Source organism: Phormidium sp. CCY1219 (assembly GCF_055795085.1).
This window is the reverse complement of the sequence record NZ_JAYFEQ010000414.1, coordinates 1-4,277: the sequence shown is the minus strand read 5'-3', so window position 1 is coordinate 4,277 and position 4,277 is coordinate 1. Positions and strand designations below refer to the sequence as shown.

Sequence of the window (4,277 nt, the reverse complement as noted above, 5' to 3'; positions counted from 1 at the left end):
AGGGGGGAGAACTCCTCCCTACGCATAAATGACGAGGGTTTCCGTTCTCCCCCTTACCAACCCTAATTTCTGATGAGTTACTGCCTTAATCCTGAGTGCCCCAACCCTGCCGACCCCCTAAACGAGAACAATCAATATTGTTTCCACTGCGGCTCCGATTTGCTTCTCGGCGGATGCTATCGTGCAACTCAAAAGCTCAGCCACAACAGCTACGAAACCACATTTGAAATCTGCAAACACAACCAGAGCAAAATTTTAAAAATTCTCCAAATCGACGAGCCAGTAGCCGTCGCATTATTTCAACAACAAGCGCTCCTGTTAGGACAACTCAACCATCCCGGAATTCCCCAAGTCGAACATGCCGGTTACTTTACCTTTGTCCCCCTAGAGGGCAAAAAGCCCCTGCATGGCCTCGTGGTGGATAAAATAGAGGGACTAAACCTCGAAGAGTGGCTGAAAAAACGCGATGGTCAACCCCTCTGCGAAGCATTGGCTTTAACCTGGTTAAAACAGATCCTAGAAATCCTGCAAAAACTCCATCAACTTCCTTACTTTCACCTCAATATCAAGCCAAGCAATATCGTAATGTCCTCCAACGGACAACTGGTGTTAATTGATTTTGGGGCAGCAAGGCAAGTGATTGCCAGCTACATGAAAACCCAGGAGGATTCGACCCCCCTTACGGGAATTCACTCCCCCGGTTACACTCCTCCAGAACAACTCAAACATGAAGCCGTGGTGCAATCAGATTTTTTTGCCTTGGGGCGCACCTTTGCGTATTTACTCACCGGCACTCCACCCCTGAGCTTTTGGAACGCGGAAACCTCCGAGTTTCATTGGCGACACCGCGCGCCTCACATATCCGAGGAACTGGCAGCATTCCTCGATCGCCTCATGGCTCCTTCCCTCAGTCAGCGTCCCAAAACCGCCACCGAGATTTTGCAGCAGTTAGAACAACTGACCCACAGTTTACAACAGCCAAAGTCGCTGAGTGAGCCAACTCCCGAGAACGGCGCGGCGCTTGAAATCCCTACCCCATCCACTGCCGGGGTAAGTTTGCCCCCCCTGGATGGGGGAAGCGAAAGCCAATCCCAAGCAATGGAGCCAACAGAGAAAACGCCGGTGGCAGCAAAGCTCAAATGGGATCGAGAGTCACTGCTGAAAAAGGGGAAACTGTTTGGCGTTGCCGGGGTAGTCGGTTTTTTAGCCGGGATGGGTTTTTTATTCATCAGCAGCACTCTGAGCAAAAGCTATCAGTGTCACAAATTGATAGCCGCAATTGACCGAGGCGGGAAAGAAGTCAAAAAATTAGAAGGCACAGATGCGGATGACGCGGTTGCGTTAGCAACTCAGTTGGAAAAAATTTCCACCAAGGTACTGGATATCGAGTTATCTGATGCAACGCTCAAACCGTTTCCCACAAGGTTGGGTGAAAGCTACGAGCAATTGAGTCAAGCCTTTCGGGAAATGGGAGAAGCGATCGCAGTAGTGGATGCTGCCCCAGTGAGCAAAGCGGGCTTAGACCAAGTAAAAGAAGCAAGAAAAAAAGCAGAATCTGCAGGAAAGCTCGCCAATAAAGCTGCAAAAAATGCAGATACAGTAGCCAATGAAATCAAAAGCTACTGTTTGAAATAAATAAGAACCTTTCACCCTTCGTTCGTTCCCGCGTAATTCTCAGGACTTGTGCGGTCATAATGAAGGGTGATATTTTAGAAAATCACAACTTAAGCGAATTAATGATGAATTTCTAAATTTAAAATGTAGCGACCTAATTGAAGATTTTGCGACCACAATTCGTATTCTAAACGCAAATGTTCCGGAACCGGGCGACCGATGAGACGCAAGCGCCGGGTATAATTTCGCATTCGCAACTGTCCGTTGCCCTGCAAGCCGTCATTTTGGAGCCAATAACGGCTAACGCCATACATGCAGCGCTCCCAGAGGTGACGATAACTAAAATTGCCATTTCCTTGCATCGTCATAATCACGCGGTAAGGAGAAATCTCGAGCCACAAGAGTCGAGATTTAGCAGCAGTAGGTAAAGTTGCCACCTCCGGAGCGCCAGGAGAGAATTCTAGGTCTCGAATAGCCGGTTCGCTCAAGAGCAAATGAAATCGGTCGCGGTCTTTTTGATAGAGCGTACCGGCGGTTTCCACCACAGACCAAACCGGGAGGTCCGTAGAAATTAAAGAAAGGCTTACAGGTTTGCGGCGATGGGTCAACATGAGATCGCAACGATAAAATTCAAAAGTTCTGTCAGGAGCGGTTGGACCGGACATGAGGGAGCGATCGCGCGTCGGGTGCCAAGCAGCCAAAACGGCACCGCGTCCTCCCACAATCGGTGTACGATTGCATTGAACAGTCCCATCACAGTCTAGCCCAATGCCTACCTCTATCGTAAATGTCACAACTACCGAATCCGAGCAACAATTGATCGTTCAAAGACCCCCCGACGGGGTAGCATTGCGAGGTCGGATCCGGGTACCGGGAGATAAGTCGATTTCGCACCGCGCCTTGATGCTCGGTGCGATCGCCACTGGTGAAACCACCATTGAGGGACTGCTACTGGGCGAAGACCCCCGCAGCAGTGCAGGCTGCTTTCAAGCGTTGGGCGCGCAGATTAGCGAACTGAACGAACAACAGGTGAAGGTTCGCGGGGTGGGGGTGGGTAACTTAAGCGAGCCGATGGATATTTTAGATGCGGGGAACTCTGGCACCACCATGCGACTGATGCTAGGAATTCTTGCCAGTCATCCCGATCGATTTTTTGCGGTGACTGGGGACAAATCCCTGCGATCGCGGCCCATGTCCCGGGTGGTGCAACCGTTACAGCAAATGGGTGCCCAAATCTGGGGGCGCGATCGCGGCAGAGTAGCACCTTTAGCGATTCAAGGTCAACCCCTCCATCCCATCCATTATCGCTCACCGGTCGCCTCAGCTCAGGTTAAGTCTTGTATCCTGCTTGCCGCTTTAATGGCAGAAGGTGACACCACCGTTACCGAACCGGCCCTGTCTCGGGATCACAGCGAGCGAATGCTGAAAGCCTTTGGCGCGGATATTGTCACCGATCGCGAGAGCAAAAGCGTCACCCTCACCGGTCCGGCGCAGCTGACCGGCCAATTGGTGGTGGTACCCGGGGATATCAGTTCTGCCGCTTTTTGGTTAGTGGCGGCGGCGATCGTGCCCGGTTCGGAATTAACCATCGAAAATGTGGGCGTCAATCCTACCCGCACCGGGATTTTAGACGCCCTGGCGATGATGGAAGCGGATATTCAATTGGAAAACCAACGCACGATCGCCGGCGAACCCGTGGCGGATATCCGGGTGCGACACTCTTCCTTGCAAGGGTGTCTGCTTTCCGGGGAAATGATTCCGCGCGCCATCGATGAAATCCCGATTTTAGCCGTGGCGGCGGCATTTGCCAAGGGAAAAACGGTGATTCGCGATGCGGCTGAATTACGAGTGAAAGAAAGCGATCGCCTTGCAGTGATGGCTAGCGTTTTAACTAAAATGGGTGCTAAGGTAACAGAATTGCCCGACGGGTTGGAAATTTCCGGCGGCAGCGCTTTAACCGGCACCGATGCGGACAGCCATGACGATCATCGCGTGGCGATGAGTGTGGCGATCGCCGCCCTCAACGCCACCGGCACCACTACCATTCACCATGCCGAAGCCGCTGCTATCTCCTACCCCGATTTTGTCCCCACCCTGCAAAATCTCTGTGGCGATCCGGGCAAAATTCCCGCTCAAGAAGCCAGTAAAACCTAGACAATCGGTTGAGTAGAGGTAAGACACCGGGTTTTTTCGTAAAATCGCGATCGATTCGCAACCTATTAGACTCGCCAAACCCGGTTTCTGGTTCAGTGGTCTAATATTGAACCGACCCCCTCGCCGCTCTAAGGTTTAAATTCCCCTCCAGTCAACTTCTGCGGGCTGAAGCCACGCAGCTTGGAGGGCCCAACCTCTAACTAAGAGTTGGCGCTTACCATGCAGCCAAAAACGATAACACCTCTGGGTATTTCCCTAGCCCGGACTATTTGTTGGTCTTCTTGGGTGAAGGCACTGGATTATTCCAGGACACAACGTTTTTGGTGGTCGTAGGGACAGGCAACTATTTCTAATAGGATTATCTCCATGATTAGAGTGCCAGTTCAAAATCCAGACGGTTCCCCTGCAATGCCGACAAAAGCATCGCGGGCACGTCGTTGGGTAAAGGAAGGAAAAGCAACTTCCCATTGGAATGATGCAGGCTTGTATTATGTCCGATTAGCTGCCGA

4 protein-coding genes are annotated in these 4,277 nt (G+C 51.5%); 3 read left to right on the top strand and 1 reads right to left on the bottom strand.

Translation table 11 applies throughout. From position 1 onward, the window contains the following. Positions 1-72 precede the first annotated feature (72 nt). Positions 73-1,635, top strand: a complete 1,563-nt coding sequence (locus AC0QH1_RS09260) for a serine/threonine protein kinase (protein ID WP_324630783.1) — start codon at positions 73-75, stop codon at positions 1,633-1,635. Positions 1,636-1,733: 98 nt separating this feature from the next. Here the strand turns inward: AC0QH1_RS09260 and AC0QH1_RS09255 are convergent, their stop codons facing one another. Next, entirely contained in the window at positions 1,734-2,225 is a 492-nt protein-coding gene (locus tag AC0QH1_RS09255) for a hypothetical protein (RefSeq protein WP_324630784.1), read from the bottom strand. A 157-nt stretch (positions 2,226-2,382) separates the two neighbouring features. On the opposite strand from AC0QH1_RS09255, the gene aroA reads away from it, so the two are divergent. Next, positions 2,383-3,768: a 3-phosphoshikimate 1-carboxyvinyltransferase gene (aroA, locus tag AC0QH1_RS09250; protein ID WP_324630782.1), complete on the top strand. Its 1,386-nt coding sequence runs from the start codon at positions 2,383-2,385 to the stop codon at positions 3,766-3,768. Between the two features lie 366 nt (positions 3,769-4,134). Further along, a partial coding sequence (locus tag AC0QH1_RS09245; protein WP_324630277.1) for an RRXRR domain-containing protein occupies positions 4,135-4,277 on the top strand: 143 nt, incomplete at its 3' end.